Genomic DNA, 25,726 nt, shown 5'->3' with positions numbered 1-25,726 from the left:
TCAGCGCTCCTCGGAGATTGGTTCGCGGGTGGCCGGCTGCGGGGTGCTGTGCTTGTGGCCGTCCTCCCAGTGCACGTCGACGATCTGCAGTTCCCGGCCCGCGAGCAGTTCGGTACGCGTTCCGCCGCACCCGGGGCAGATCAGCTGTGGTGGCATGCCGACGGCCCATTCGTGTGCGCAGGGAGTGCAGCGAGCCCGCCCCGGCACCGCTTCGGTGACCAGTGCGGCGCCCTCCAGCAGGGTTCCGGCGCAGGCCAGTTCGAAGGAGAAGGCGAGTGCGTCGGGTACGACACCGGCCAGTTCGCCCACCTGCAGCCGTACCGTTCGCACCGCTGTGACGTCACCGGCCCGCGCGGCGGCCTCGGCCACCTGGTCGACGACGGCCAGCGCGACGGACATCTCGTGCACGGGTCCCGTCCTTTCGCGGCCTGCCTCGGGTCGGCCTTCATTAGAGGCGCGCGTTGCCGGGCCGTACGACCCGGCACGCCGTCACGGACGGGCAGGTACGCCGTTCGACGCAACGCGCGGCGCACCGGGTGGCGCCCCGGTTCACATCCGTCGGATCCGCAGGTAGCGCCTGAGGTCGGGGTAGACCTCGGCGGCGACGACGACCATGGCGGCGAGGGCCGCTGTGCCGATGACGATCTTCTTCATCCCGTCTCTCCTCTTGTCGAGATCCCGGCGGCCGTGGCCCGCGGCGCGGACTCTCCCGGCTTCCCGTTTTCGAGCAGCTCCTCGATCAGCCGGACGGCCTCCGGTACGGCGCGGGACACCGGCGCGCTGAGCCCGATGCCCTCCTCCACCGAGGCCGGTTCGCATCCGACGACCAGGACGCGCCGTGGCGGCTCCGCGCCGGTCCCGGCGCAGAGGGTGCCCAGCAGCGCCAGGACGGTGTCCGGGGTCATCCGGTGGCCGTCCAGCGCGGGGGCGGCGGGCGAAGGGCTCGCGCCGCCGACGTCGTGTTCGATCACGTACAGCGTGCCGGGGGCTTCGCCGCGTGCCGTGGCGTCCACGAGTACGAGGGTGTCGTAGCCGTCCAGCAACTGGTAGGCGAGATGCACCCCGCGCACCCCGATGTCCACGGCCTCGACGTGTCCGGGCAGGTCACGCTCGGCGAGCCGGCGCACGGTCTCCACGCCGAAGCCGTCGTCGCCCAGGAAGATGTTGCCGATGCCGGCGACGAGGGTCCTCGGGCCTGACCACGGGGAACGGTTCATACGTCGTCCTCCAGCGGGGTGATTTCGTCCGGCTGGAAGTACAGGAACCGTCCCTGCTCGCGGCGGATGTCGGCGCCAGGGTCGCCCTCGACCGTGACCGCCAGGTGCACCAAGCCGTCGACGTCGTGCAGCACCGCCTCGACCTTCGCGGTGCGGCCCCGCAGGAAGATGTCCTGCGCGTCGGTGTGCCGCAGGCCCGGCCGCAGTTCGACGCGGCTGCCCTTGCCGACCGACCGGCCCTCCACGACCACGCGGTCCTGCTCGGGGTCGAAGCCGGCGTCGCTCGCGGGGTCCCACCAGGGGGTGTCCGGGCGTTGCACGCCGTACTCGTCGGGGAAGCCCCCCGCCGAGGCGACGGGACCAGGACTAGGACCAGGACCGGGGCCGGGGCCGGGGCCGGGGCCGGGGCCGGTCACCTCGCGCAGGCTCCGCACCGCCCCGTGCAGCCGCTCCAGCACCTCGGCGGGCATGGAGTCCGCGAGGTCGATCACGGCGGCGGCCCGCTCGTCGGTGCCCCGGGCCTCGCGCTTCTCCTCGTCGGTGAGGGCCGCGGTGCGCAGGGCGAGGATCTCGTCGATCTCGGTGGCGTCGTAGAGCGCGCCGGGGCTCTCCGGTGCGATGGCCGGATGGTCCTCCAGGATGATCGGCGACGACAGTACGAGGTCGGCGCTTCCGGGTTCACCGGCGAGTACGGGCCAGGTGTGCAGGTTGCGGCAGGCCGCGACCGCGCCTTTCGCCCACTCGGGGGGATCGGTCATCGACAGGAACGATCCGGCGCTGAGGGCCATCAGGAGGTGGGTGGCCACCAGGGAGTGCGGCAGCGCCGCGTCCCGGTCGGCGCCCCGGCCCCCGGGCGGTGTCCAGCCGCTGGTGTTCTCGACGACGGCCGTCAGCCGCAGGGTCCGGTAGGGGCCGTCGAGTTCGCGGGCGGACAGCCGGAGCGTCCCGCTGATCTCCTCGCATGTGCGGACCAGTCGGCCGATGGTTTCGCCGGACGCGTCGAGGACCGGTTCGGTGTCCTCGCGGGCGGGGCGCCGGAAGTCGTGCGTGACACCGTCGCCGATGAGCTCGTCCACCGACACGACCACCTCGACGCGCTCCTCGTCCCCCTCGTCCCAGGGCACCAGCACCCGGTCGTCGAGGCGGAGTTCGGGGACCGTCTCGAAACTGCCGTCCGGCCGGGCCCGCTGCACCGTGCGCCGCCGGGCGCGCAGGAAGCGCACCTCGACCGAGAGGGTCGCGCCCGCCTTCGGTTCCATCAGGCACTCGGTGTGCTGGAAGTCGTGCTCCTCGCACGCGGCGCCCCAGGCGGGCGGTACGAGCACCCCGAACTGCCAGCGCAGCCGGTTCTTGGCCGCCGAGGCGCGGTACGGGTAGAGCACGTAACCCTCGAAGAGGACGGCGTCGGCCACCTGCCGGGCGAAGGCGAACCGCTTCTCCGTCTCGGAGGCGAACGCGGTCGCGGTCACGGATCCGTCCTTCCGATGGTGGCGGTGAGCGCGCGGAACGGGTCGCTCACGGGCGGCTCGTCGGCGGCGACGGCGTCGAGCAGCGCCTTGAGGGTCGCCTCCCAGGAGGGCAGGGCGTGCCGGGAGCGGTAGGCGACGAGGGCGTCCATGGTGTCGCGGGGCAGCCGGATCCAGCCGCACCCCGGGAAGTGCTGCTCGACCATCTCCCGCCAGGTGGCGACCGGCATCCGGAAGGCCGCCTCCCGGTCCCACGGGACCGGTTCGACCTGGAACCCGCCGGCTCCGGTGAACGCCGTACCGGAGAACAGCATCAGCAGCGGCACCTCGCCGCCGTCGAGGGCGGCGAGATAGCGGGTGGCGGCGATGTCCATGTCGTAGGTGCAGGGCACGGCGAGGTCGGTCTCGATCTCGCCGGTGAAGCTCGGGACCATGACCGAGACCTGGGCGAACTGCACCGGCTGGAGTGTGCTGCCCCACCGGGAGCGTTCGCCGAAGAGGTCCGCCAGTCCGTCGGCCTCGGCGGGCTCGTAGCTGCGGCGGGCGGGTTCGATGCGGATCTGGCAGCGCAGTGCGAGGGCGTGCACGCGCGCGTTGTCGGCGGCGGTGACACGCAGCCGGAAGACGAGGGTCGGTCCGGCCGCGTAGCCGTCGGCACGCACGCCGGTACAGGCGAAGGAGAACGCCGTCACGGCCGCGCCCCCTCGTTCACCAGGTGTTCCGCCTCACCCACGGGCCGCACGCGTCGCGCGACGTCCGCGAAGAACGCGTCCAGAGCGGCGCGGGCCTCGGCACCGCCGTCGAAGCCCTGCCACAACAGGCGCATCCGGCCGACGAGTTCGTAGCAGATGTCGATCGGTACGAGATGGCACTCGCCGTGTCCGTCGGTGCGGCGCAGCAGCAGCGCCTCCACGTCGGGTTCGAGCAGTTCGGCGAGGCGGCTGCCGCCGAGGACGTCCGTCCAGGTGTCCGGGTCGAGTTCGCTCTCGGTGGCTCCGGCCGGGCTCGGGTAGAGGGCGACCAGTCGGTCGAGTGCCGCGTTGCGGAAGAGGAAGGCGACGCCGACCGGGATCTGCAACGCGTCCCACGCGCTCTCGTCGAGGCGGTACGGGGGGTCGGTGAGGTAGCGGGCCGGGACCGTGCGGAAGCGGCCCGCGGCGGCGCCCGGCTGTTCCATCAGCAGCGCGCAGGGGGTGCAGGCGCAGACGAGGGCGCGTTTCTCGGTGTCGACGAGATGACGGTGGCCCGCCTCCACCGGCACGGAGCACAGCTCGCACCGTTCGGGCTGCGGGGGCCGCTCGGTGCGGAACCTCCGCAGGCCGGGTGGGCGTGTCACCGGGGACGCCGTCATCGGGCGCCCGTCGGTGCCGTGCCGATCTGGAGGAGCGTGGGCCCCTTGGGTGCGCTCCGCAGGTCGACGGCCCTGACCTCCGGCGCGAAGCAGGCGAGCGCCGCCTCCGCGGCCTCGATGGCGCCGGTGCCGGAGCCGCAACCACAGCCGCCGGCCTCCCTGGCCCGCAACGTCAGGGTGCCGCTCGTCTCGTCGAACGCCTCGACGTCCAGGGCGTGTTCCTGGACCCTGTCGAGGGCCCGGGCGATGCGGGTGTCGCGGTCCTCCGGGTGCAGGTCGTGCAGGACCAGCAGGCTCGCGACCAGTTCGTCTCCGAGCAGTGCCGCCGACGGTTCACCGGGAGCGGCGGAGAGCAGGTGGAGGATGCGGGCCAGGCCGGCGCCGTAGAAGTCCATGAGAGAGCGGACGAGTTCCTCCGCGGCGGCTGCGGCGGCCGGTTCGCCGCTCGCGGTGAGCCGCTCCAGCACCTCCTCGACACGGCGTCCGGTCTGCTCCGCGTTCACCGGCGCCACCGCCGTCGCCGCGCTCATCCGCCCAGTCCGCTCAGGCCGGTGGGCACGTGCATCGACTTCACCGTCTTGCCGCCGCCGACGTACATGTGGACGCCGCAAGGCAGACACGGGTCGAAGCTGCGGACGGCGCGCATGATGTCGATGCCCTTGAAGTTCTCCGGGGTGTTCTCCTCGAAGATGGGCGTGTTCTGCACGGCGTCCTCGTACGGGCCCGGCGTGCCGAAGCTGTCCCTGGTGCTGGCGTTCCAGGGGGTCGGCGGGTACGGGTGGTAGTTGGCGATCTTGCCGTCGCGGATCACCATGTGGTGGGAGAGGACGCCGCGGACCGCCTCGGTGAAGCCGACGCCGATGCCCTCGTCCGGAACCTCGAACTTCTCCCAGGTCTGGGTGCGTCCGGCGCGGACCTCCGCGAGGCCCTTCTCCGCGCAGTGCAGGGCGACCGCGGCGGCGTACGCCTGGAAGTAGGTGCGGGCCCGGTTGCGTTCCAGGGCGTTGGACCACTTCGGGATCTTCCACTCGAAGGTGGTCTCCGGCTTGGTCATCGTACGGGGCAGGTTGATGACCACGCTGTGGCCGGTGGCCTTGACATACCCGATGTCGACGAGGCCGGACAGCGCGGTGGACCACAGACGGGCGATGGGGCCGCCACCGGTGTCCAGGGCGAGGTGGTCCTTGCCGTCGAACCAGCGGGGTGACATGACCCAGCTGTACTTGTCGTCGAAGTTCCGCTTCTGCGGGGCGGGGATGGTGTGCTGGTTCCACGGGTGGCGCGGGTCCACCGGGTTGCCGAGCGGGTCGTGGGTGACGAACTGCTCCTGGCCCTGCCAGTCCTCGTAGTAGGAGCTGCCCAGCAGGATGCGGATGCCGAGGTTGATCTCGGTGAGGTCGTTGGTGACGAGTTTGCCGTCGACGATCACGCCCGGGGTGACGAACATCTTCCGTCCCCAGTCGGTCATGTTGGCGTACGTGAAGTCGCAGTACTCGGGGTCGTTGAGCGCGCCCCAGCAACCGAGCAGGACACGCCGGCGGCCGACTTCCTCGTACCCGGGCAGCGCCTCGTAGAAGAAGTCGAACAGGTCGTCGTGCAGGGGCACGACCCGCTTCATGAACTCCACGTAGCGCATCAGACGGCTGAGGTAGTCCGTGAAGAGCTGCACGGAGGCGATGGTGCCGACGCCGCCCGGGTAGAGCGTGGAGGGGTGCACATGGCGGCCCTCCATCAGGCAGAACATCTCGCGCGTGTAGCGGCTGACCTGGAGCGCCTCACGGTAGAACTCCCCTTCGAGGGGGTTCAGCGAGCGCATGATGTCAGCGATGGTGCGGTAGCCGTGCTCGGCCGCGTGCGGGGCCTCGGTGCGCTCGGCGAGCTCGAGGACGCCGGGGTTGGTCTCCCTGACCATCTTCTCGCAGTAGTCGACCCCCACCAGGTTCTCCTGGAAGATGTTGTGGTCGAACATGTACTCCGCCGACTCGCCGAGGTTGATGATCCACTCGGCGAGGTGCGGGGGCTTCACTCCGTACGCCATGTTCTGCGCGTACACCGAGCAGGTGGCGTGGTTGTCGCCGCAGATGCCGCAGATGCGGCTGGTGATGAAGTGGGCGTCGCGGGGGTCCTTGCCGCGCATGAAGACGCTGTAGCCGCGGAAGACCGACGACGTGCTGTAGCACTCCGCGACCCGCTTCTGCTTGAAGTCGATCTTCGTGTGGATGCCCAGGCTGCCCACGATCCGGGTGATCGGGTCCCAGGCCATCTCCACCAGGCCACTGCCGTCGCCGGCCGTCTTCGAACTCGTTGCCATCGTCTGTGCCGTGCCCTTCGTCGCGCGGGAGGTTCGTGTGGGAGGGGTGCCCGAAGCAGGGCACGGACTACGTGCGGCGGGTGCTCACCACGGGGGCCGGTAGCCGGTGGTGATCTTGTCTCCGGTGCGGCGCCACTTGGGCTCCTTGTCCACGGTCTTGGCGGTGATGGACCGCAGTTTGCGGACGACGGCGCCGTACGCGCCGCTGGCACCGCTCGACACCTTGGCGCCGGGAGGTTCGTCCATGAACGGCATGAACTTGTCGGGGAAGCCGGGCATGGTGCAGGCGATGCAGATGCCGCCGACGTTGGGACAGCCGCCGATCCCGTTCATCCAGCCACGCTTGGGCACGTTGCACTTGACGACCGGGCCCCAGCAGCCGAGCTTGACCAGGCACGTCGGCGAGTCGTACGACAGGGCGAACTGGCCCTGTTCGTAGTAGCCCGCGCGGTCGCAGCCCTCGTGCACGGTGGCCCCGAACAGCCAGGTGGGACGCAGTTTGTCGTCCAGCGGGATCATCGGGGCGGAGCCGGCCGCCTGGTAGAGCAGATAGGTGAGCGTCTCGGAGAAGTTGTCGGGCTGGATCGGACAGCCCGGGACGCACACGATGGGGATCCCGGCGTGGGACTTCCAGTCCCAGCCGAGGTAGTCCGGCACACCCATCGCGCCGGTCGGGTTGCCCGCCATGGCGTGGATACCGCCGTAGGTGGCGCAGGTGCCGATGGCGACGACCGCCAGTGCCTTCGGCGCGAGCCGGTCGATCCACTCGCTGGTGGTGATCGGCTGGCCGGTCTCCGGGTTGTCACCGAAGCCGCACCAGTAGCCCTCGGGCTTGATCGCCTCATTGGGGACGGAGCCCTCGACGACCAGCACGAACGGGTCGATCTCGCCCCGCTCCCCCTTGAAGAACCACTCGATGAACGTGTCCGAGCCGCCGACCGGACCGCATTCGAAGTCGATGAGCGGCCAGTGGACGGCGATCTTCGGGAGGCCCGGCAGCACACCGAGCACGATCTCCTCGATGCTGGGCTGCATGGCCGCTGTCAGCGCGACCGAGTCGCCGTCGCAGCTCAGACCCGCGTTGATCCAGAGAATGTGGATCGTGGGTGTCTCCTCGGCGGGCGCGCCAGCTGCGTGCGCAGCGTCGACCGTGTCCGGCGTCGCCTCAGTCATGGGACCGCCTCCTGGGGAGGTAAGGGATGAAAGCCTGCATTTCGACCGTCATTCCTCTTCGTACCAGCCGTCCGGCCGCGACGAGACGACTTCGTGGGCCATTCCAGTGACATCGGCGGCGGAGGGGACCTGACCGGTTCGCGCAACCGAGGCCGCCGCGGCCGGACCGAGGTGCGGCGGGGTGCGCGGCAACCGTTCCTTGTGGACGAAGGAACGACGCAGCGCGTGATAGGGGGCGGCCGGGTCGCCGAAGGTCCGGCGCATCCGGGCCAGCTCCCGCTCACGGAAGCCGGCCAGCGGGGTCGCGCTCTCCAGCAGGTCCAGTTCCGTCTTCTTCGCGGCGATCCGCGACGCCGTCGCCGGAAGCGACGCCAGACGCGCCGCCAGGCCGCCGACCTCCCGCCCGAACGCGTCAGGACCACAGTCGACCACCCGATCGACGAGCCCGAGGCGCACCGCGCCCGCCGAGCTCACCGGCAGCGCCTCACACATCAGCCGTTCCGCCGCCTCGGCACCCACCCTGCGCGGCAGGGTGTACGTCCAGTACTCCGAGCCGTACAGGCCCATCAGCCGGTAGTGCGGATTCAGCACAGCTCCGGAGCGGCACCACACCTCGTCGGCCGCCAGGGCGAGCATCACCCCGCCGGCCGCGGCGTTGCCCGGGATCGCCGAGACCACCAGCCGGTCCGTCGTCGTCAGGACCGCCTCGACCAGATCGTCGATGGCGTTGATGTTCGCCCAGGACTCGGCGGCGGGGTCGTCTGCGGCCTCGATGACGTTGAGATGGATCCCGTTCGAGAAGAAGTCCCGCTCGCCGCCCAGCACCAGCACCGACGTGGGCCGCGCGCACGCTTCCCGGTAGGCGTCCAGCAGACGCCGGCACTGCTCCGTACTCATGGCGCCGCCGGGGAAGGAGAACGACAGGAACCCCACGTTCCCGTCCTCCCGGTAACCGATGTCCGTCCAGGTACCGTGCCGCGCCTCGGGCAACAGGGGCAGGGCGCGCTCGGGCAGCGACGGCAGCCGGTCGCCCAGGGCCTTCACCGCGGGCAGTTTGAACGTGGCCGGCTGCCCGGGGCCGCGCCGGGGCCTCAGTTCGGGGATCCAGACAGCGCCGTCCTTGGTGGCCCGGCAGACCGCCCCGGCCCGGGTGGCCAGCAGCTCGCCCGGCCGGCCGCGCAACCCGCTTTCCGGATGCCCCCCATGCAGATACCACTCCCCACCGAGCAGCTCGTCCAGCACACCGGGCTGCGAGTCGGCCGCTCTCAGCTTGCGCAGAACGTCGTCGGTGGAGTCCTCGGCCCAGTCGATCCGCCGGACACTCTGGTCGAGGTACGGACGGGAGCGCAGGCGAGCGTCAGCCACGCATGTTGCTGTGCCGGCCGCGTCCTGCTCACGCGGTACATAGGTGCCGCCGGCGAAGCGCTCCACCGCCAGCAGGACGGCCTCGATCGCGGCGTCGGCGATCTCACCCCGGTACAGCTCGCTCTTGGGCACCTGCGGAATCCGGCACGACACGGAGGCCCACACGTCACCGCCGTCCATCTCGGCATCCGCCTGCAGGACGGTGACGCCCCACTCCTCGACGCCCTCGTGGATCGCCCAGTCCAGGGAGGACGGTCCCCGGTCGCCCACGGGCCCGGGATGGACGACGAGGCAGGTGTAGGCCGTCCACACCTCCTCGGGGATCACCGTCTTCAGCATCGGCGCCACGATGAGCTGCGGTGCGTGCCTCCGTACGGCTTCCGGCAACGGGCTGCCGGGCAGGGCGAGTTCCACCGCCACGGTGTGGCCACGGTCGCGCAGTTCGGCGTGGGCGCGCTGGGTGAGGCTGTTGAACGCGCTGGCCAGGAGAAGGATGTGCACGGCTGCCTCCGGGAGGTCGGACGGCAGGCAGGGATGGCCGCCGACCGCGATCCTCGGCCACGGCAGCCCGCCGTCCCCGACGACAGGCGGTGAGGTCATCCGAATCGCGGGGGAGGATCCACCGTCCGGCCTCAACGTCCGGCGTCACCGGCCGTGAGTCAGTCGTTGAGCACGATCACTGTCGTCGCAGGAAACCGCTGGTGATGCGCTCCCACGGGGAGCGGGTGGCACCGAAATGGGTCTCGTGGGTCCAGATGTGGGTGCACGACCGGCACTGGAGGTGGAGCAGGCTGCCGACGTTGGAGAGCAGGTAGCGCCAGTGCTCGGAGCAGGTACGCCCCTGCTCACAGGTGCCGCACCCACGACGGTCGTCGCAGTTCGGGCAGGCCACCCAGGCGCGACGCCCGATGTCGGCCTGCGGGTCAAGCGGCAGCATGGCCGTCCCCTCTCCGCGGCAGCACTCCGGCCGAGACCAGCTCGTCGTACACCCGCTGCTGCTCCGCACTGAGGCCGGAGTAGAGCAGCTCGTACGCCGCCTCCTCACCGCGCAGCGCGGCGAGGGGGTCCCAGTCGGGGCCGAGGGCGTCGAGGACATGAGCGCGCCGGAGCATTTCGTGTGAACTCAGGTCGACGGAGAAGACGGAGAAGTCGACCGTCGGGTGCGCACCGGTTCGATCCGCCGCAGGCCTGCTCGCCTCGGCGGGTTCGTCCGGTTCGCCAGGAAGGGGGCGGCCATGGGAGGACATGCGACCGAACGTAGGTAGACGTCCCCTGTCCCGACAAGAGCAGGTGGGAGAAGTCACAACGGGCACCTTGGCGAAATCCGTACTAGAATCTGTACAGAATCAAGACTCTCTATGGGTCTCTACATGAGCCTCTACATGGGTACGGTGACAGCATGGAGATCCCTGAGGTCGTGACCGTCAGCGACGCGCGCGCACAACTGTCGAGGATCCTGACCGACCTGTCGGAGTCCGGCGCGGCTGCCGACCCGGTCCTGATCGGCGCCCACCGCAAACCCCAGGGCGTCCTCCTGTCCGTCGCGGCCTTCGAGGCGCTGAGCGGCCGAGCGACACGACGTACGGCCGTCGCCTCGGCCACCGGCTCCATCGAGGCCGAGGGCCTCCACGCCTCCGCTGCCTCGGACCGCGACACCGAGGCGTACGTGAAGGGCGACCTCGACGCGGACACCCTGGTCGCCCGCGCGATCGCCCGCCACCGACAGACCGCGGAGCGACGAGCGGGGTGAACGATCCGTACGCCATGCCGGGCGGCGTGCTGCGCAACAACCTCGGCATCACCGACCACCACCAGCTCGCGGCAGCCGAGGCGGACATCACCCGGGCGCGCCTCATCATGCTCGCCGAACGCCCCCTGCCCGGCGCGTACGACCTCGGCCACCTCCAGGCGTTCCACGCCGCGATCTTCGGCGACATCTACCCCTGGGCGGGCGAGTTACGTACCGTGAACATCGCCAAGCGCACACCGTTCTGCCCGGCGAGGAACCTGGTGCCGTACGCCGGAGAGGTCTTCGGTCGTCTCACCTCGTCCGGCCGACTGCGCAATCTCCCCCGGCGGGAATTCGTCGTCCGACTGGCCGGGCTGTACGGCGACATGAACGTCCTCCACCCGTTCCGCGAGGGCAACGGCCGCGCCCAGCGAGCGTTCCTGACCCAGCTCAGCGCCGACGCGGGATACGCCCTGACCTGGGCAGGCACAGACCCCCAGCGGAACGAGGACGCCTCGGTGAAGAGCTTCCTCGGCGACAACAGCTTGTTGGAGCAGCTGCTCGACGAGCTGGTCACCATGGCCTGACTCCCTGCCCGCAGAGCGCGACGAACGCGCCGACAAGTACGCTATTGCGAGGCAAAACCGCAGGTGGCGGCAGACGAGTCGGGCTGTACGCCGGGGAGAGTCACCGCAGCGCTATGACCTGCACAAACGTCTCGGGCGACCGATCCCACGGCTACTTTGACGGCTACGTAAACGCGGATGTGCCCCACCTCATCGAGAGCCACGCGCCCTATCGCGAGTTTGGGTCAGGACGCAGCAGGGTTCAGAGGTTACGGAATCAACCCTCGCAGGGACACCGATTCGCCAGCCTTCACCATGTGGTGGCCGTGCAGGATGGCGCGAAACTGTTCTTCATCCCGGTCCCGGCCCCACCGTGATTGCTCGTCACAAGCAGACTCCACTACGCTGCGCCTCAGAACGAACACCACTCTGCGACCGAGCTCCGCTCGGCGTGGAACCTCCTATGGCCGTCCCCCAAGGATTTGGGGTCGGCCATAGCTGTTTGTGCACCCAGGGGGAAGGTCTTGCACCTGTGTTATCTCGATGAGTCCGGGACCGGACAGGTCCTCAACCCCGGCGTGGCCGACTCCGTTCCGGTCATGGTGATCGGCGGATTCACTGTGCCGGAGAGTCAGATCAAAGGCCTCGCCTGGGACTTCATAGCTCTCAAGAAGCAGTTCCGGCCGGAGCTGCGCAAGTTGCCCGCTTTGAGTCAGGTCGTCCACCATGAGATCAAGGGCGAGACGATACGCAAGTCCTTCCGTCGCCAGGGCCGCAACCAACGGCGTATGGCGCACGGCTTCCTCGACCATCTCCTGACGATCCTGGAACGTCGCGACTGCAGGGTCATGGCTCGTATCTGGGTGAAGCAGGACGGTGTCGTCAACGACGACGCGGCCATGTACGCGGCTTCCGTGACCGCTCTGTGCGCAAACTTCGAGCACTATCTCGCCGAGCGGTCCAGCAGCGGCGTCGCCGTTCTGGACAGTCGCAACCCCAGCGACAACGTCGGCAACGTGCACTGTGTGACGACCAGAAAGTTCGCCAAGGGTGGCGACCCGATGCCTCACCTTCCCGAGTCTCCGCTCTTCGGCCACAGTGACACGCACTTGGGTCTGCAGATCGCCGATCTCCTGGTGAGTGCCGTACTGGCTCCGTCGGCCGCCGTGACCTACGCCGGTGACCTGACCGGCAATGTCCACTGTCACCCGGAGTTCGTCGAGGTACGAGACCGGCACTGCCCCCGCCTCGGAAAGCTCCAGCACCGCTATCAGGCGCCCACGGGCAAGTGGACAGGCGGGATCGTCGTCTCCGATGCGCGCGGACATCAGTCAGCGGGCAAGCTGTTCGTGCCAACGGTCACGGCCGGGACCGCACCCGTCGAGGGCATCCCTGGGCAGGGTTCCTCTCTCGACCTGGTCACCGCTGCCACGGCCCCCGCACCGGCCTCTCCCGCAATGTAGCGCTCGTGCGGTGCAGTCGCTGCTCAGCCGACCATGGTGCTGAACCGGACAGGTTCCTTGAGTACTGCAGCGGCCCCTTCCAGATCGGCGAGCCGCGCCGCCAGTGTCGCTTCGGCGAGGCGGCGTGGCAAGGCCGTACTGAACTTGAGCCCCTTCAATGCCTGTTCATGGACCGTGGGAAGGCAGAGCTGGGATGCGGCATCAGCCACCGTCTGCTTCCATACCGTCGGAGTCAGGTCCGTGCTCAGGCGGATCCAGCAGTCATTGATGCGTTGAGCCGGGTCCGCAAGGTTTCCGAGCGTTGCAGCCAGGGTCGCGTTCGCGCGGTGGCCGGCCCATGTCCACCACCGAAAGTCGCCATTCGGCTCACGCACGATGAGCGTGCCGGTGGGGCGCACGTACTCCAGGAGACGGTGCCGTGCCTCGGTGAGACAGCCTCGTGACCGGCCGGTCAGCTGTACCTGCGGATCCGTGCCGAGCAGTACGTCTCGTGCGGCGCGAGTCAATTCGTACGACGTGGGCCGAATGAAGCCCATGCCGCTCCATTTCGCCTTGCCACCGCTGTCGACCGGCTCGACGAAGCAGCGGCGCCTGTTCCAGTCGATGTAAGTGACCTGCCAGCTGCGGCCGGCCAGCAGAAGTCTGCGAGGTCCTTGGATGCTCTCGGTCAGCAGACTCGGATCGGTCCGGCCGATCTCGGTCAAACCGCTCAGGACGGTGAACTCGGGGGCCGCGGTGAACACTGCGGTGAGGTTCATGAAATGCCGGTGTCCGAAGCGTCGTTCGGCCTCAGGACCGATGAAGAGCATCCCACCATCCTGGTCGAGGTACCCCTCGTCCACCAGGTGTCGCACGATCGGCTCGGCGGATTGTCCGAACGGGCCTAGACCCGCCCACCACTCCTGCCATAGCCGATCCCCGATCTGGTGCTCCTGCAGGCACAGCGCAAGGATTTGCTGGGCGACGATGTGCCGAGGTTCGGGCGGTGCCACCACCGGTTCGACCCAGCCGCGTGACCACTGGAGCAACAACGCGGCAGCGGCCAGCAGTCCGCTTTCGTCGAGAGTGAGGAACAGACAATTGCGCGTCGAGCCCGCGCGCCGCCCTGTGCGACCGAGGCGCTGGAGGAAGGACGCCACCGTCGCCGGAGCATCGATCTGGATGACCCTGTCGAGGTCGCCGACGTCGATGCCCAGCTCCAGGGTGCTGGTGGACACGATGACGCAGTCCCTGGCTTCGGCGAAGGCTTCCTCGGCGCGGCGCCGTTCGTCTACCGAGAGCGAGGCGTGCGAGAGGAAGGTCGTTATGCCCTTGGCCCGCAGCTTCTCCCCCAGTTCTTCTACGAGCCGCCGCGACTCGCAGAAGACCAGTCGCTTCTCTCCCTGGTGCAAGGCCGCAATCACCGTGGCCGCGTTGTCCAGCGAGCCGACGTAGTCGAGCTGGATGTCACCGGGGGGTACGGAGGATGATCCGCTCACCGGGCGGACGTCGAGGTGCGGAGCGATCACCCTAGCCGGACGCTTGCCCACCTCTGCCCCCTGCAGCCAGTGCAGCAGTTCGGCCGGGTTTCCCACGGTTGCGGAGAGGCCGATCCGCTGGATGGGGCGGCCGACGATTCGCTGCATGCGCTCGAGTACGGCAAGCAGGTGCCAGCCTCGGTCGTCACCCGCGAAGGCGTGCACCTCATCCACGACGATGGCCTTGAGGCCGGAGAAGAAGGTGCGGTGGTCGACGTTCGCGCTCACCAACATCGCTTCCAGCGACTCGGGAGTGGTGAGCAGAATGTCCGGACGTTGGGTGAGGATCCTCTTGCGTACGGTGGCGTTGATGTCGCCGTGCCACAACGCTGCCGTGCGGCCGAGCCAGCCGGTGTATGTCTCGAGGCGAGGCAGCAGGTTGTTGAGCAGCGCTTTGAGGGGACACACGTACAGCACGGAGGTGCCGCTCCAGCGCTCCGCTGTCATCCTCGACAGCAACGGGAAGGAGGCTGCCTCGGTCTTGCCGCCCGCCGTGGGTGCCAGAAGAACCGCGTCCTCTCCGGCTAGCAAGGGATCGATCGCCTGCTCCTGGAGCAGTCGAAGGCCCGGCCAGCCAAGGGTGTTGACGATGTGGTGGATCAGGGCCGGGTCCAGGTCGTCGATGCCGCTCACGTCCGTTCCTGTCCGGAGCCTGCCGTGCCGTTCACGGCAGCTCCAGTTCGATGTCGTCGGCATTGCCCGGGGCGGATGCGGCGTTGCGCTCGACCTCGTTCAGCTCAGCGCTGGAGACGGTCAACGCGTAGTGCAGACGGGGGTCGAAGTCGTCGAACTCGTCGACCCGGTCCAGGACATCGGCGACCAGTTTGCGCAGGAACAGGCGTGGCGCCACCCCCACCTTCCCACCGAGTCCGCCGGTGACGGCGGTGGCCAGTTCGCCGAGGTAGGCATCATCCACGCGTTCTGCGATCCGTTCGGGGTGTCGCGCCCCGGCCGCGAACAGGTCGCGCACATTGCGTCCGAGTTCGCCCAGTCGCTCCAAGTCGAAGCCTGTCAGCCGCAGTTGTACGGCGCGGGGCGAGTCGAAGCGCGGGTCGGTGGTGAAGTCTGTGGCCAGACGCTGGGCCAGAGGGGGCAGCCGCTGGACGCCCTGCTGACCGTCGTAGAAGGCCGGTGTGCCGGTGATGACGAGAAACAGTCCGGGGAAGCGTCCGGTGTCGATCTCGTCCAGAAGTTGTCGCAGCGCGTTGAGTCCCTTTTCCCGTACGTCGCCACGGACCCGCTGGAGTGTTTCGGTCTCGTCGAGTACGAGCAGCAGCCCGGGGTGCCCGCAGTCGCGCAGCACGGTGAGCATTCCTTGGAGGAACCCGAGCGCTGCGAAATGGTCGAGGTCTCCGCGTACTCCGGCCGCCCGGCGGGCGGACGAGGCCACCGACTTCTGTCCGCCGATCCAGGCGATGAGGGCTTCAGCCGTGGCATTCTCGCCTGCCGCAACGGCCTGTCGATAGCCGCGCAGGGCCGCCGAGAATGCAGGGGTGGTTCGTGCGACGTCAGCAAGCCGTCGCTCCATCAGTTCGTCAACGGCTTTTGCCAGTGCCTCGGCGTCGTCCTCGTCCACGTCTCCCGCGTCGACGACCTCGTCCTCGAGGGAGTAGAACCATGAGTCGATGATCGCTCGCAGCGCGCTGGCTTGGTGGGTGGCAGTGGTAAGGCGTTCGTTGAGCCGTCGGTAGACGGTCTCGAGCCGGTGAAGGGGTGTCTCGGTCTCTGAAATCTGTACCTCGGCCGTGGCAAGCCCCGCCCGCTTGGCGCGTTCGGCCAGCCAGCGGGCGAAGAAGGTTTTGCCGGAGCCGTATTCGCCGCGAATGGCGTGGAAGGCCGCGCCACCGTCCTTGACCGTCTCCAGGTCGTCATCGAGTGCGGCCGTGAACCGGTCGAGTCCTACGGCGAAGAGGTCGAGCCCCGCCTGCGGCACCGTACCCCGCCTCAACGCATCGACGACTTCTCGGCGACGGGCCGCACTCACGGAGGGCTGTGCGCTGGTCACGTCCGGCTTCCTTCCACGGTCACGTTCCGCATCCTTCCACGGTCATGTCCGTCTCTTCTCCAGCTGGAACTGCGTACACAGCAGGTGGACATCGAGCCGGACGGTGTGTCCCGAGTCGATGAGGCCGAGCACCGGATATCCCTCCACGTTCAGGAGCCGTTGCAAGGTGGCGATGAAACCATCCATGTTGCGCCTGACGCGGTCGCTCGCGGAAATGGCTGCGGCGAGGGCTGCAGGGGACATGGTCTCGCCCGCCTCGGCAAGTGCGTCGATGACGGCGGCGACGACAGGCCTTTCGGGTTTCCTGCGGACGTACTCGGCCTGTGCGGCATACACGTCGCCGGCCACGACCAGGGTACCCAGAGTCGCTGGAGCCGGCGGGGGCTGGGACCTGGACGGCTCGCGTTCGACCTCGGCCGGGGTGAAGAGGCCTTCGCCCTCCTGTTCTGCCCGTTTCCGGGTGGTCCTGGGCTTGGTCACGGGAGCGGCGGCGGGAAGCGTGACGGACTCCGGCCAGGTCTCCTCCGGCATCCGGCTCTGGCTCCACCACGGAGGTGTCGCCTCTTCCCTCGGGAGAACTTCCCAGCCCTTCGGCAGGACATCCAAGGAGGGCAGCAGGACCAGCAGAGGCACTGTCACCTCGGCCAGCGAGGCACCGCCGTGGTAGCCGGCCTTCCGCGGCGTGTACCGGATGTCCTCTCGCCAGGGAGCGACGATCGTGCCCCCGCCTTCCAGAACGCGCGGTCCCGAGAGGATGATCTCCCCGTCTGCGGCGCTGCTCCCGGTGCGCCAGCGGGACGACTCCGCTCCGCTTACCCTGGCGGGTCCAGGATTCACGCCACGTTCCAGCACATGGCCATGATCCGCGACCAGCAGGACAGGACGCCCATAGCCCTTGGCCGCGGCCAGCAACTCGCGCATAAAGGTGACGTCGTTGATCCGCCACTGGGTGCGCTCACCCTGCTGTCCGTGATCCAGGGCGTCGTCGATGGTGTTGAGGACGACGCCGACCACCACGGTCGAGGCAAGGGCGGAGGCAAGTTCCTCAGTCAGCCGGTGGCCGGACGGGCCGCCTATCGTGGCCTTGTGGAACAGCATGCCGACGGCCCGTCGTTGCTGCCAGAACGCGGCGAATCCGGCCGTCTCCTTCGACTGCCCGCCCGTGTCTGCCGTACCTGTGAGCAGTGAGGTTCGGCTGATCCTGGTCACGGAGGGCAGCATGGAAACCGCTGTGCTGCGCTGCGCCGACTGCCCGGCAGGCGGTGCGGGCACGGCTTCGATCCACCCCTCGCGCTCCGCCTCTTCGCCGAGCTGCACTGCTGCCGCGCTGCTCATGCCGTCGATCAGCAGAATCAGCGGACTCGTCGACTCCGAGTACAGGCGGGCTGCGCATTCGGTCAGCACATTCTCGACGAGCAGGCAGCCGCCCGGGTTCTGCTGGTCTGCGGTGCGGGTCCAGCCTGCGAGTCGCTGTGCGAACTGCTCGTCGAGTGTGTCCCTGCGGGCACGAGCGGTGTCGTGAAGCGTCCTGTACGCCTGACCGGCTACCACGTCCCCGACCGGGTCGCCCGACCACAGGACGTTCAACGCCCGGTCCACCCAGCCCCACTCGGCGAGATGTCCGCGGACCCCAGAGGCGACGGACTCGACGCGGGGCTGTTCGGTGGACAGCCAGCGTGCGACGCGTACAGCCATCTCGGCAACGGCGATACGGTCCGTGTTCAGGGCTGCCAACGCATGTTCCCGCAGGTCGGCAAGGGCCGCTTCGGCCTGCTCGGGCGAGGCGGCCAGTGCCTCCGCGACGGCCCGCAGTTGAGCGGTGAAGCTGGTCAGCAGAAAGCGGCTGCCTCGCAATGCCTGGGTCAGTCCGGCTTCCTGGGCAAGGCGGTCCGCACGGTCGATGACGGAGAACACCCTCTGCTTGGCGGCCTCGTTGTGCCGTGCCTCGCCGATCCAACGGGTGAGGGTGCCCGCCACCGCATCGCTGAATGCCAGGATGTCGGACCGGCGTACCTGCCCGAAGAGCCCGCCGACGGCGAGCACGGTGTCCGGCTCGGTCGCCGGGTCGGCCATCGCCGCTGCGAGCAGCCCACGGGCCATGGCGTCCTGTCCTCGCCCGTCTTCGACGAGTGACATCAGGACAGGCACGGCGGTGCCGGCCGTTTCGCCGAGCCACTCCTTGATCTTTCTCCGCTCGACGGCGTCGAGTTCGAGAAACCGAGTGGGGCCGGCCGATGTACGGGACCAGGCGAGCATGGCGTCGGCGTCGATGGCGAGGCCGGCGGTGGTCTCCCCATCGACGACGCGGTCCAGACCGAGGCGCGCGACGACCAGCGCCTTGACCGCCGCATCCCGGGTGAGCAGCGACCCGGAACGCGGCCAGCCGTCATGCGGTTCCGCGTACAGCAGCGCCTCGAGCAGCCACGGTTCGCCGTACAGCCGGGAGTCGAGTTCGCGCACGCCGAACCGCTGCTTCACGATCTCCGCCTTCTCGACCGTGAGGGTGCGCCGTTTCACGGCGTGTCCGCGCACGTCCCAACCGAGCTGCTCGTCACCGATGCCGGTGGTCACCACGAGTACGTCGGCGTCGCGAGCCCGGTCGGACCGGTGCTGCTGCCAGGCGTCCACGATGCCCAGTACGGATGTCTGGTCGCTGACATGGACCCGGCGGGGTTCGCCACCGATCTTGGCGGTGAAGATGTCGGGTGCCGTGTCCGGGTAGCGACCGTGCACCAGCATCAGCCGGCGGTCGCGCAGACCGGCCGCGTAGGTGTCGAGGAGTGCCTCGATCGTGAGCCGGTTGATCTGCGGCGGGGGGATGGACATCAGCGGGCGGCTCCCTCGTCCGTTGTGCCCTGGCCGTCGGTAGGCACGGGCCGCCAGGCGATCTCGATGCGCACACCGGGGTTCGCAGCGGCGTACGAACGGATCTCGTCCTGCACATCGGCGATCGCGTCGGTCAGCGCGGACTCGAGGCCGGTGAGCTGGGTCGTGTCCACGACGTGCGGCGCACTCGGACCACGTACCGAAGCGGCCGCAGGAGGAGCCGTCGGCTTCGACTCGTCGAAGCCGAGCTGGGGCGGTGGGCCGGACGGCACCACCGGTCGGCCGTGCTGAGTCAGACTGATGTCCCCCGGACCCGGCGTCGGCGGCTGCACAGCGGGCGGCTGAGCGACGGTCGCGAGCCGGGCCGCCTCCGTGACAAGCGCCACGGACTCGTCCTGCAGCCGGCTCAGCACCGGTACGAGGGATCTGGTCAACTCGTGGTCGTTCACGGCGTCGTGGAGCGCGGTGATCAGCCGATCGGCCTTCTCGCCCACACCGTCGTTTCGTTCGGCGAAGCCTCGTACGCTCCTCAGCAGAGGCCAGTTGGTGTTGTCGAGCGCCGCCAGCACTTCGGGTGCCTGCTTGATCGCAGCGCCCACCTCCCGGTCGGTCACGTCGTACGAGACCGCCGCGAGTTCCTTGACCAGGGAAGTTCCGTCGCTGGTACGCGAGAGCCGGGCGATCAGGTCGGCACCGGCCCGCATGGAACGCATCCGGTCCGCATCCGGGCCGGTGATGCCGAGGTCCGTCGCGTGCTTGTCGAGAGAGCGTCGCACTCCTCCGACGGCTGCTTCGTGAGCGGCGGCGACAGCTCGCACTTCGGACTCCAACGAGGCGACATTACGAGCGAAGAGCACGGGCTGGGCAGAGACTCCGAAGATCGCCCCGGCTCGGGTGCGAGCGGCGGCGAACTGCTCCTCGCTGGGCAGTTCGACGGCGCGCAATCCGTATCCCAGCCCGATCCGCTCCAGGTCGGGGGCGGGCACGGGTGTCGTCTGGTGCACCCAGGTCCGGTCGTCGAGCAGCGCGTACGTGGCGATGATCAGGCTGGAGATGTTCTTCTCGAGGCCCTCGAAACCCAGCTCGGCGATCCAGCGCCGGACGTCCTCGACAGCGAGCTCCGCACCGGCCTTGGCGTCGGCAGCCTTCTGGTTGATCTTCAGTCGCCAGTCGTTCAGGAGGTTCAGCGGCCCGTCGTGCACTTCGCCGAGTCCGAGCGGGTGCACGATCTTCTTGACGATGACCAAGTGATGCCGGTCCACCACGACCCGACGCGATCCGTCCTTCATCGCGTTCCCGATCCACTCCAGGGCTGTCTTGAGTTCCCTGGTGGTTACCGCCTTTCGGGTCAGCGTCGGGTCGAAGTCGGGGTGCTTCGGGTACAGGGCGGCGAACATGCCGTCGGCGAGCGCGTACAGGTTCTGCTCGAAGCTGAGCCCGGCCTGCGGCCTGGGCCGCGAGTACCTGGGTTCGAGTGACCACACGTGCTGATTGTCCGGCACCTCGGCGCCGACACTCCCGGGGTCGGGCTTGCTGATCCCGTACAACTGCTGGAGTACGGCGATCAGTTGGGAGGTCAGGTTCTCACTCTGCGCCTTGAGCTGGTGGCGGATCTGGATCCGCTCGTCCTCGGACTTGGTGGCGGTGTGATCGTCGAGGCGGTCCCGCTCCAGCAGGTAGTTGATCTTCAGAAGGCGGCCGAGCTGGTTGGACTTCTGCTCGGAGAAGAAGTCGGGCAGCCAGATGATGGTGCGGGCGTACTTGCTCTCCTGCTTCATCTTCTCGATGCGTCGCACGTCGTCGCTCGGGAAGTGCTTGTCGTCGAAGGGGTAGTCGAGGACGAACCGGATGTTCCCCTCGAGCATCGGCCGGAACTGCTCGTCGGGCAGATGCGGATCACAGACGTTGCCGAAGACGAACTCGGCGGTGCGCTTCGTACCGCGCCAGACGATCTCGCGCTCACTGACGAAGCCCTGGGCGTCACTGATCCCCAGCTCCGTCCACAGCTTGTCCTTGATCCACTGCCGGCGCTTGCCGGGATTGTCCTCACTGGCGACCTCGTCGAGCAGCGGCTCGATGTCGAGGTCGGACAGATGGAGATGGAAGACGGGGTCGGCGCTGCCCTCGCTGCGCAACTCGCCGAATTCCCCCTGGAGTTCCTTGAGCCGCTTGGCCGCCGCTGTTCCGGCCGAGCCGAGCCGTACCTTGATCGACCCGTGGTTGAGCGCGGCGAGCCGTTCTCCGGTGAGTCGGGCCAGGGCAGGGACATTGGGCGCGAGGGCGGCGAGCAGCAGCGTCTTGATGAGCCGCTCGTCCCCCTTGAACAGGGGGCTGTCGGCCGAGCCGTATTTCTCCAGCAGATAGGCCACCACGCGCGCATGGAAGCGTTTGGCGGTCTCGGCCTCCTTGCGCAGACGCGCGGTGAACGCCTCGCCCGTGCCGTCCAGAATGACGTCCCACAGGTCTCCCAGCGGGATGAGTTCGCCGAGTTTCAGGTCGTTGCGGCGCCGCGACAGAGCTTCCTGGACGAGCTTCAGGCCGGTGCGCTCGCGCTGGAGCGCACCCGCCAGTTCGACCAGGACGTTGAGGAAGGCGGGCGAGAGCGGATAGACCTCACGGAAGTCGTTCCACGATGCCTCGGTACGCCCATGAGCGTCGAGCAGAACCTGCCGCACCTCGTCCTTGGAGGACTCGACCGCCGCGAAGGCCTCGTCGCGCGCGCCTTCCATGCCGGGCTTCGGAGCGAGCACGCGATGCTTGATGATCTCGATGAGGTTGCTGTCTTCGAGGTCGACGACGTCGATGCGGCCCGCGAGGTACTCGACCTGCTGTTCCAGGTTCTGCACCTCGGCCCCGGCCACGTCGGAGCCGATCAGCTGAGAGAGGTCACGCTGACGGGAGATGAAGGAGATGATCGGCACGGGCCGGTCGCTGTCCCCGGACTCGATCAGCTTGACCAGCTTCTGCACCTGGTCGCGTACGAAGTCCTGCTTCCCCATGTGGGCCTGAAGCCAAAGGATCAGCTCGTCCAGGAACAGCACGATCCCGTCATAGCCGAGCATCTGAGCATGACGGGACACGACTGCGAGCCCGTTCTCCAGCGGAACGAAGGCCTCCTTGTCGCCCCGCGCGCCGGTGCCGTAGGAGGCCATGGGTCCGGAGAGCAGAGCGGAGACCAGCGCGTTGCGATGCGGGTCCCCTGCGGGCGCGGCGAAGGCACGGTCGAGGTCGGCGGTGGTCCAGGTGGCGGTCGAGGCAACGCTCGCGGTGGCTCCGAGACCGCTGGTGTCCAGGTCGCTCGTGTCGAGGTCGTTCTCGTCATCGGCCCCGGCCACGGCGCCACTCGGCGCGACGACCACATCGCCCGAGCCGAGCCATCGCGTGAACTTGCCGTCGTCCGCGAGAAACGCGCGCTGCTTGCGGGCGTCAGCCAGCGCGGCGTCCGCCCGATAGACGGCGGGCGTCGGTTTGTCGGAGTGCTGCTTCCGTACGGCCGCCACGTACCCGCCGAGCAGCGCCGAGTCCAGGTCTGCGGAACCGACCAGGTGGTAGGGCACCATCAGGAACTTCTTCTGGCGCAGCCAGTCGTCGTGCGGGGCGATGACTTCCTGAAGCCGCTCCTTGCGACGGGCTGCGGGGTGGTTGTTGAGCACCGCGTGCAACACGGTCAGGAAGTGACTCTTACCGGCGCCGAACGATCCGTGCAGATACGCGGCGTGCGAGTTGCCGGTGCGGACGGCCGCCCCGACAAGACTGAGCGCCTGCTTGAACGCCTCCTGAAGCTGGTCCGTGACGACGTACTCAGCCACCCGGGCGTCGGTTTCGGTGAAGCCTCCGGAGAGCTCCACCTTGAAGTCGCCGGCATGGACGTCTTCCTTGATGTCGATGACATCCCGCAGGAAGAGATCGCTCGTGGGCATCAGGGGTCTCGTTCCCTCACTCGACTGCAGTCGGACCCCACGTCTGCACACGGGGCAAGGTCCCATCCTGCCAGTCGAGCAGTGGTGCGGACCTGGGCAGGAGCGAATCTCCGCAACGACCCGACTACGGTGCGCATTCACCCACCTCGCCTTCATCACCTTCCGTGACAATTTGTTGAATATGGCCGAGTCGCGCCCTACCTGCACGTGACACCCACTGCTGCACTGGAGCTGAGGGTGGCCGGATCGGGGGAGGCGGTGGCATGGGTACATCCACGCGCTGGGAAGGACCACGCTGGTCCGGCTTGTACAGCCGTCTCGCGCGCTGGGACCCGGACCGGTCCGACGCCGAGGCTGTGGCCACCGCTGCGATAGACGCTCTCCAGGACTCCTGCCGTGACGACCCGTCGGCGTTCGGTCTACGAGACGCCGCGTGTGCGGCCGGGGCACGACTGTCCGATGCGATGGAGACCTTGGCGGCGGCCGGCCCGAGCGGCTTGCTGGACAAGGACCCGCTTCACGAGGACTTCGCGCCCGAGCAAGGGGAGGCGGACGCTCTCGACTGGCAGGACCCGGCTGACGCGTTCGTCGCCGAGCTCACCCGTCAGGTCGGCGGCGAGGGCGGCACAATAGTGGACGCGGCTTTGCGCCGTGCCATCGCGGCCTCGGCTCAGCGGCTGCTCACCGAGCATCCCGAGATACGTGAGTCCCTCACCGCTCCGGGTGGTTCGAGCCAGGGCAGGGGCCTGGCCGGCGACCTGCTCTGCCTCCTCTACCAGTGGTTCTTCGCCGACCTCGTCACCGAATTCCTGCGTGCGGTCATCGCCGAGAAGATCAAACTCACGGTTCCCGTGCTTGAGGTGATCGACTCGGAGGGCAGGATCGCCGACGGCGTCGCCGGGCGGATCACGGCGCTGATCCCGAATCCCTGCGAGGAGGCCGAGGCCCAGGCGGCGGAGGTCGCGAAGGCCGCCTTGTCCGTGAACGGTGACTCGATGGAAGCGGATGTCCCACTCTCGGACGTAGCCCGGCGACTGGTCCCCGGCGTGGTCGGCAAGATCCTCGGCTTCGCCGTCGACGCCCTTGGCGAGGAGGAGGTCCCCGCATGACCCTGGCTCCCGGTCCGCTCCACTTCTGGTGGCGCTCGTACGACACCGAGTCGCCCAAAGGATCCGAGTGGCGATCGATCGGTGCGAGCGGCATCCAGGAACGCGAGGAACGCCTCACGGGCCACCATCTCCTGTACGGCCCTGTTCCCGCCTGGGCCGACGACCTGCTGCGCATTTCCCGCGCCGTGTTCTTGGCGGACAAGCTCGCCGATCGGAGCCACATCGAAGACCGCTGGACCCGGCGATTCCGTCTCTCGGTGCCGGTCTCGGATCCGGACCTCTGGGCGCCGGCGGCCTCCGGCCCACTGCCCGCCCTGTTTCAGACGTTGACCGCTGACATATGGGACGTGTCCCTTCGCCCGATGCGGGCGGCCCCACAGCAGGTGTCGATCCCGGTCGGCGAGGACTGGCAGGCCCAGGAGGTGGCTCTGTTCTCCGGCGGTCTCGACTCCTTGAGCTGGGCGGTGACTCGCGCCGCTGTGCCGGGCGAGGGGGTGTTGCTTCTGGTGACATACGCCGAGAAGAACGTCGAGGACGTGCAGCGTCAGGCCTACGCTGCCGTGAAGGCGCTGGCGGTGCGGTCGGGCCGCCAGCTGCGGCAGATCACCGTAGGCCAGACTTCTGGTGGTCGGGACGGCGCGGTGGTGGAACGCACCTCCCGTCCTCGTGGCCTGCTCTACGCGTCTACGGCGGTGCGCGTTGCGGCGGCCGACGGGGTCGCCAAGGTCCAGGTCCCGGAGAACGGTCAGCTCGCCCTCAACCCGCCTTTGAGTGCGGCCCGTTCAGCGGCCCTGTCCACCCGGTCGGTGCACCCGCGGACTCTCCATCTCCTCAATGCGGTGATCGAATCCGTGGGTGGCCGGGTCAGGGTCGAGAACCCCCTGGCCCGCCTCACAAAGGGCGACGTCTGCCGCGCGGCCCTTGCGGCCGGCCTGTCGGAGGCGTCCTTGGAACGCACCCTGAGCTGTGGAGCCCCACCCCAGCGCCGCCGCGGCCTCCCCCACGTCAACTGCGGCACCTGCTACCCGTGCCTGATACGCCGAGCGGGCCTGCTCAGCGCCGCCGGCTCGGACGCCACCCCGTACGAGACGGCCCCGTGGCTACCCGGCCTCAGCGAGGACCGGATACGGCACTGGCTCGCGCTTCAGGGCTGGTTGGCCCGGGAGTACTCCGTTCTCGACCTGATCGGGGACTTGCCGCTGCCGCCGGGGAGCCGTACCGGAGAGTGGCTGAGCGTTGTGGAGCGGGGACGGGTTGAGCTGCGCGCGCTGGTCGAGTCGGCGTCAGGGGCGAGGGAGGTGGCGTGAGGAGTGTGTTGCGGTCTCGCCCCGGGCGGGCAGGTCGGGAGAACCGGTCAAGTGGGCTGCTTGGAGCGACACTTCGGCCCAGATGGTCTTGCCGATTGTCCGTTCGGTGATACCCCACGCGTGTGAGAGTTCCTGCACGAGCAATAGGCCGCGCCCGGATTCGGACTCGGCTGACGGAGGCACGGCCTGGCCTGGCGTGGGCGGCTGTCGTTCGGTGCGGGTGTCGGTGACTTCGACACGGACCGTGCGGGGGTTGAGCTGAAGACGCAGCTGGAAGTCCCGCCCTGGTACATGACCGTGGGTGAGTACCGGTAGGCCGCTGGCGAGGTTTCTGCTGTGCAGACCCTTTTCCAGCGGCCCCCGGCCCGAACCCGCCGTGCACCTTTCGGTGCAGCGGGCTC

General features: G+C 68.7%; 22 protein-coding genes. 5 read left to right on the top strand and 17 right to left on the bottom strand.

The window, feature by feature from the left end; translation table 11 throughout:
* From ADL01_RS22095 to ADL01_RS22045, 12 genes are all read right to left on the bottom strand, one after another.
* The gene (locus tag ADL01_RS22095) at positions 1 to 408 is read right to left on the bottom strand and encodes a hydrogenase maturation nickel metallochaperone HypA (RefSeq protein WP_053743766.1); all 408 of its coding nucleotides are present in this window, start codon (positions 406 to 408) and stop codon (positions 1 to 3) included.
* 141 nt (positions 409 to 549) lie between these two features.
* Complete coding sequence (locus tag ADL01_RS47850; RefSeq protein ID WP_405767310.1) at positions 550 to 654, bottom strand: DUF6893 family small protein; 105 nt, start codon at positions 652 to 654, stop codon at positions 550 to 552.
* Positions 651 to 1,217 (bottom strand): hydrogenase maturation protease, encoded by a 567-nt coding sequence (locus tag ADL01_RS22090; RefSeq protein ID WP_053743765.1) that lies wholly within the window; start codon positions 1,215 to 1,217, stop codon positions 651 to 653. Before ADL01_RS22090 ends, ADL01_RS47850 begins: the two co-directional genes overlap by 4 nt.
* Positions 1,214 to 2,686: a hypothetical protein gene (locus ADL01_RS22085; RefSeq protein ID WP_053743764.1), complete on the bottom strand. Its 1,473-nt coding sequence runs from the start codon at positions 2,684 to 2,686 to the stop codon at positions 1,214 to 1,216. Before ADL01_RS22085 ends, ADL01_RS22090 begins: the two co-directional genes overlap by 4 nt.
* A complete protein-coding gene (locus tag ADL01_RS22080) occupies positions 2,683 to 3,375 on the bottom strand; it encodes a DUF6084 family protein (RefSeq protein ID WP_053743763.1) in 693 nt (230 codons plus the stop codon). The genes ADL01_RS22085 and ADL01_RS22080 overlap by 4 nt, the downstream gene beginning before the upstream one ends.
* Positions 3,372 to 4,034, bottom strand: coding sequence for a DUF5947 family protein (locus tag ADL01_RS22075; RefSeq protein WP_053743762.1), 663 nt, complete (start codon positions 4,032 to 4,034; stop codon positions 3,372 to 3,374). The genes ADL01_RS22080 and ADL01_RS22075 overlap by 4 nt, the downstream gene beginning before the upstream one ends.
* The gene (locus ADL01_RS22070) at positions 4,031 to 4,564 is read right to left on the bottom strand and encodes a hypothetical protein (RefSeq protein WP_053743761.1); all 534 of its coding nucleotides are present in this window, start codon (positions 4,562 to 4,564) and stop codon (positions 4,031 to 4,033) included. Before ADL01_RS22070 ends, ADL01_RS22075 begins: the two co-directional genes overlap by 4 nt.
* The gene (locus tag ADL01_RS22065; RefSeq protein WP_053743760.1) at positions 4,561 to 6,345 is read right to left on the bottom strand and encodes a nickel-dependent hydrogenase large subunit; all 1,785 of its coding nucleotides are present in this window, start codon (positions 6,343 to 6,345) and stop codon (positions 4,561 to 4,563) included. Before ADL01_RS22065 ends, ADL01_RS22070 begins: the two co-directional genes overlap by 4 nt.
* Before the next feature lie 84 nt (positions 6,346 to 6,429).
* The gene (locus tag ADL01_RS22060) at positions 6,430 to 7,518 is read right to left on the bottom strand and encodes a hydrogenase expression protein HypE (protein WP_053743759.1); all 1,089 of its coding nucleotides are present in this window, start codon (positions 7,516 to 7,518) and stop codon (positions 6,430 to 6,432) included.
* Positions 7,519 to 7,566: 48 nt separating this feature from the next.
* Positions 7,567 to 9,384 carry a hydrogenase maturation protein gene (locus tag ADL01_RS22055; protein ID WP_053743790.1) on the bottom strand — a complete coding sequence of 606 codons (1,818 nt, stop codon included), beginning with the start codon at positions 9,382 to 9,384 and terminating at the stop codon, positions 7,567 to 7,569.
* Between the two features lie 175 nt (positions 9,385 to 9,559).
* Positions 9,560 to 9,820: a hypothetical protein gene (locus tag ADL01_RS22050; protein WP_053743758.1), complete on the bottom strand. Its 261-nt coding sequence runs from the start codon at positions 9,818 to 9,820 to the stop codon at positions 9,560 to 9,562.
* Positions 9,807 to 10,130 (bottom strand): DUF6400 family protein, encoded by a 324-nt coding sequence (locus ADL01_RS22045; RefSeq protein WP_053743757.1) that lies wholly within the window; start codon positions 10,128 to 10,130, stop codon positions 9,807 to 9,809. The genes ADL01_RS22050 and ADL01_RS22045 overlap by 14 nt, the downstream gene beginning before the upstream one ends.
* A gap of 152 nt (positions 10,131 to 10,282) precedes the next feature.
* Here ADL01_RS22045 and ADL01_RS22040 point away from each other — a divergent pair, with 152 nt between their 5' ends.
* The 3 genes from ADL01_RS22040 to ADL01_RS22030 all read left to right on the top strand — a co-directional run bounded on the left by ADL01_RS22040 (position 10,283) and on the right by ADL01_RS22030 (position 12,641).
* Positions 10,283 to 10,633, top strand: coding sequence for a hypothetical protein (locus tag ADL01_RS22040; protein WP_053743756.1), 351 nt, complete (start codon positions 10,283 to 10,285; stop codon positions 10,631 to 10,633).
* Complete coding sequence (locus ADL01_RS22035; protein ID WP_053743755.1) at positions 10,630 to 11,199, top strand: Fic/DOC family protein; 570 nt, start codon at positions 10,630 to 10,632, stop codon at positions 11,197 to 11,199. The genes ADL01_RS22040 and ADL01_RS22035 overlap by 4 nt, the downstream gene beginning before the upstream one ends.
* 461 nt (positions 11,200 to 11,660) lie before the next feature.
* Positions 11,661 to 12,641, top strand: a complete 981-nt coding sequence (locus tag ADL01_RS22030) for a DUF3800 domain-containing protein (RefSeq protein ID WP_324614628.1) — start codon at positions 11,661 to 11,663, stop codon at positions 12,639 to 12,641.
* A 23-nt stretch (positions 12,642 to 12,664) separates the two neighbouring features.
* Here the strand turns inward: ADL01_RS22030 and ADL01_RS22025 are convergent, their stop codons facing one another.
* The 4 genes from ADL01_RS22025 to ADL01_RS22010 are packed head-to-tail and all read right to left on the bottom strand — an operon-like array spanning position 12,665 to position 22,909.
* Entirely contained in the window at positions 12,665 to 14,791 is a 2,127-nt protein-coding gene (locus ADL01_RS22025) for a DEAD/DEAH box helicase (protein ID WP_053743753.1), read from the bottom strand.
* A 31-nt stretch (positions 14,792 to 14,822) separates the two neighbouring features.
* Positions 14,823 to 16,163, bottom strand: a complete 1,341-nt coding sequence (gene brxD / locus ADL01_RS22020; protein WP_053743752.1) for a BREX system ATP-binding protein BrxD — start codon at positions 16,161 to 16,163, stop codon at positions 14,823 to 14,825.
* Positions 16,164 to 16,205: 42 nt separating this feature from the next.
* Positions 16,206 to 18,989, bottom strand: coding sequence for a BREX-2 system phosphatase PglZ (gene pglZ, locus ADL01_RS22015; RefSeq protein ID WP_053743751.1), 2,784 nt, complete (start codon positions 18,987 to 18,989; stop codon positions 16,206 to 16,208).
* The gene (locus ADL01_RS22010) at positions 18,989 to 22,909 is read right to left on the bottom strand and encodes a hypothetical protein (protein ID WP_053743750.1); all 3,921 of its coding nucleotides are present in this window, start codon (positions 22,907 to 22,909) and stop codon (positions 18,989 to 18,991) included. The genes pglZ and ADL01_RS22010 overlap by 1 nt, the downstream gene beginning before the upstream one ends.
* Before the next feature lie 263 nt (positions 22,910 to 23,172).
* On the opposite strand from ADL01_RS22010, the gene ADL01_RS22005 reads away from it, so the two are divergent.
* Together ADL01_RS22005 and ADL01_RS22000 are read left to right on the top strand one after the other, a co-directional pair.
* The gene (locus ADL01_RS22005) at positions 23,173 to 24,018 is read left to right on the top strand and encodes a hypothetical protein (RefSeq protein WP_159049592.1); all 846 of its coding nucleotides are present in this window, start codon (positions 23,173 to 23,175) and stop codon (positions 24,016 to 24,018) included.
* Complete coding sequence (locus ADL01_RS22000) at positions 24,015 to 25,325, top strand: 7-cyano-7-deazaguanine synthase (RefSeq protein ID WP_053743748.1); 1,311 nt, start codon at positions 24,015 to 24,017, stop codon at positions 25,323 to 25,325. The genes ADL01_RS22005 and ADL01_RS22000 overlap by 4 nt, the downstream gene beginning before the upstream one ends.
* Here ADL01_RS22000 and ADL01_RS47550 read toward each other — a convergent pair.
* The gene (locus tag ADL01_RS47550) at positions 25,302 to 25,667 is read right to left on the bottom strand and encodes an ATP-binding protein (RefSeq protein ID WP_324614629.1); all 366 of its coding nucleotides are present in this window, start codon (positions 25,665 to 25,667) and stop codon (positions 25,302 to 25,304) included. The two genes, ADL01_RS22000 and ADL01_RS47550, sit on opposite strands and share 24 nt — an antisense overlap.
* Positions 25,668 to 25,726: the final 59 nt, after the last annotated feature.

This window comes from Streptomyces sp. NRRL WC-3618 (assembly GCF_001280005.1).
Taxonomy (GTDB): domain Bacteria; phylum Actinomycetota; class Actinomycetes; order Streptomycetales; family Streptomycetaceae; genus Streptomyces.
Note: the sequence above shows the minus strand (reverse complement) of the source record. Positions and strands in the feature narration are given on the sequence as shown.

Excerpts from the sequence above, each read along its gene's own strand:
- ADL01_RS47850 (WP_405767310.1), bottom strand. The coding sequence starts at position 654 with ATGAAGAAGATCGTCATCGGCACAGCGGCCCTCGCCGCCATGGTCGTC.
- ADL01_RS22090 (WP_053743765.1), bottom strand. The coding sequence starts at position 1,217 with ATGAACCGTTCCCCGTGGTCAGGCCCGAGGACCCTCGTCGCCGGCATC.
- ADL01_RS22075 (WP_053743762.1), bottom strand. The coding sequence starts at position 4,034 with ATGACGGCGTCCCCGGTGACACGCCCACCCGGCCTGCGGAGGTTCCGC.
- ADL01_RS22070 (WP_053743761.1), bottom strand. The coding sequence starts at position 4,564 with ATGAGCGCGGCGACGGCGGTGGCGCCGGTGAACGCGGAGCAGACCGGA.
- ADL01_RS22065 (WP_053743760.1), bottom strand. The coding sequence starts at position 6,345 with ATGGCAACGAGTTCGAAGACGGCCGGCGACGGCAGTGGCCTGGTGGAG.
- ADL01_RS22060 (WP_053743759.1), bottom strand. The coding sequence starts at position 7,518 with ATGACTGAGGCGACGCCGGACACGGTCGACGCTGCGCACGCAGCTGGC.
- ADL01_RS22050 (WP_053743758.1), bottom strand. The coding sequence starts at position 9,820 with ATGCTGCCGCTTGACCCGCAGGCCGACATCGGGCGTCGCGCCTGGGTG.
- ADL01_RS22045 (WP_053743757.1), bottom strand. The coding sequence starts at position 10,130 with ATGTCCTCCCATGGCCGCCCCCTTCCTGGCGAACCGGACGAACCCGCC.
- ADL01_RS22040 (WP_053743756.1), top strand. The coding sequence starts at position 10,283 with ATGGAGATCCCTGAGGTCGTGACCGTCAGCGACGCGCGCGCACAACTG.
- pglZ (WP_053743751.1), bottom strand. The coding sequence starts at position 18,989 with ATGTCCATCCCCCCGCCGCAGATCAACCGGCTCACGATCGAGGCACTC.
- ADL01_RS22010 (WP_053743750.1), bottom strand. The coding sequence starts at position 22,909 with ATGCCCACGAGCGATCTCTTCCTGCGGGATGTCATCGACATCAAGGAA.
- ADL01_RS22005 (WP_159049592.1), top strand. The coding sequence starts at position 23,173 with ATGGGTACATCCACGCGCTGGGAAGGACCACGCTGGTCCGGCTTGTAC.
- ADL01_RS22000 (WP_053743748.1), top strand. The coding sequence starts at position 24,015 with ATGACCCTGGCTCCCGGTCCGCTCCACTTCTGGTGGCGCTCGTACGAC.